Consider the following 379-nt stretch of genomic DNA (forward strand, 5'->3'; position numbering starts at 1 on the left):
CTTCGACAGCGGCGGCCGCTCGTACGGTCGGTGCCGCTCGCGCGCGACGACGGTCAGCCCGCCGTCGTAGCCCTCGCCGCGCAGCGTCTCGACGGCCTTCGCGGCGGCGAGCCCTCCTCCGACGACGACGTGACGTCCAGCGCTCATGACGACCTCCGCAGTGACTCGGGTGCCCGGGACTCGGGCGGACGGCCCCAGTCTGGCGCGTTCTCGTACACCGTGCGAGGTGCGGCAACGGCACGCACCGACGCCTCGCCGACGGGGGCGATCACACGTTTCGCGTGACGACCCCCGGCGCGTCCCCGGGCAGGCTTGTCCACGACAGCACCCGCCGTGCACCGCGCGGCGGCACCCGCGCGGAGGAGGTGCCGTGAGCATC

Annotated in this window: 1 pseudogene; it reads right to left on the reverse strand. The window is 74.7% G+C overall.

Features of this window, described 5'->3' with window-relative positions:
• Positions 1-147: pseudogene (locus G3I78_RS52740) on the reverse strand (NAD(P)/FAD-dependent oxidoreductase); the annotation flags it as partial.
• Positions 148-379: the final 232 nt, after the last annotated feature.

This window comes from Streptomyces sp. SID13726, from assembly GCF_010548375.1.
Lineage (GTDB): Bacteria > Actinomycetota > Actinomycetes > Streptomycetales > Streptomycetaceae > Streptomyces.